At 36.2% G+C, this 1,739-nt stretch carries 1 protein-coding gene; it reads right to left on the reverse strand.

Annotated elements, in window-relative coordinates:
• Positions 1 to 348: 348 nt before the first annotated feature.
• On the reverse strand, positions 349 to 1,695 hold the full coding sequence (locus ABF87_RS14585) for a phenylacetate--CoA ligase family protein (RefSeq protein WP_160829842.1): 1,347 nt from the start codon (positions 1,693 to 1,695) through the stop codon (positions 349 to 351).
• Positions 1,696 to 1,739 lie beyond the last annotated feature (44 nt).

Here is a 1,739-nt window from a genome sequence, read left to right on the forward strand (position 1 = left end):
GCTGCAATTATAAACGTCACAGGCGCATCAAGTAGCTGGCGGATCTGTTCATTCTGTCGAAAAATACGAATCAACAATAAGGACAACTGATAGCCAAAATAGGCATAAAACACCATGAACAAAGAAAGAAAAAATATAAATATTAAAATTGTTTTATTTCCTTAATTAAAAACTCAAAATTTTCTTTTCATTATGGATGAGAAAATAAAAATAAAAGAGTCAGACTGGTTTCATAAAAAATAGCTTCGCCTTTATGAACAATAAAATATGCACGGAGATTATAGCTAATCCGAGGATGATCATCTTTTACCCAAATAGAGAGGCATATCGTGTTCTTGCCAATCATTATTACACATGCTCCGACAGTTCCGAAACAAAATATCTCAATTTTCCAGATTTTTCCCTTGGAATTTGATCCAGGTATTCAAATGTAATTCTAACATCTTTTCCCAAAGCGCTTCTCAAATTCTCTTCCAGTTTCCTTTCGGAAGCATCGGTAAAGAAGGGAGATTTTACAATTTGAACATTGAGCCAATCTGTTTCTTTTTGATACATCTTAAACTCATGAACAGTGTCCTCTTTCAGCGTGTAACATAAGTAGGCTGCATGAACCAATTCACCGTTCTTTTTGCGGATAAAATCCTCTTTTCGCCCCTCCACCATTTCCATCAAGGGGAGTTCAATCCCACAACTGCACTTTTCAACAGAAGGTTTGCCAATATCACCAATATCGTAACGAATAAGGGGCATGGCATGACATGATAGATCAGTAACCACAACCCTTCCAGGTTGTCCTGGTGCCACAGGATTGTCATTTTCATCCAAAAACTCCACACACAAATTATCACTCATTATATGCATGTTCCCTTTTCGACATTGAAAAGCGATAATACCATTCTCGCTGGAGCCATATTCATCAACCACCGGGCAATTAAAGGCTTCATCAAACAGCTTTCGGTGATGCGGATACATCTTTTCCGCAGTACAGATGACAGCCTTTAAATTCAAGTCATCCAGACAGATACCACTCTCTTTCATAAACAGGCAGAACCCATATATAGCTGTTGTATATCCATAAAAATAAGTCGGTTTAAACTCTTTTATTTTTTTATATTGTTTCAAACACGAGCTTTTTGATATGTCAAAAGCCGAAATTCTAATCCGGTTGGCAAGGAAATCTTTAAATTGCTCTTTTCTTCTCGCCCAGGCAGCGACAGGAACCCCCCAAAAACGCACCTGCCTGTCTCCGATATCAACATTGTACCAGTCATAACACCTGAACATAATTGCATCATTTAAAGCCAGGGCCCTACCCTCCCGCATAAAATGAAGTGTCATTCCAGTGGATCCTCCTGTCTTTCTCAAAAAAAGCCGATCAGAAAAATTAGGATCAATTAACTCCTTTTCATTTTCAAGCACTTCTCTTTTGGACAACACAGGTAATTTCTGCAAATCAAATATGCACTGAATATCTCGTGGAGAGATATTTAACTCCTCAAACATTTTCATATAATACGGAATATTTTTATATGCAGTATGGATTATTTGTTGCAATTTTCTATCACGAAGGTTGGTTATCTCAGATAATGATTTATTCTGGTCTTCATTTACTAACTGTAAAAATTTTTTTACATTTTGCCCGCGCAAATATTGAACAGGAAGATAACATAAATATTTAGCAATAAATTTATTCATTTATACCTTCAAATAATATTATGAGCTTTGAATTAAGTCCGATC

It is taken from the genome of Nitrosomonas sp. JL21, from assembly GCF_009833095.1.
Lineage (GTDB): Bacteria > Pseudomonadota > Gammaproteobacteria > Burkholderiales > Nitrosomonadaceae > Nitrosomonas.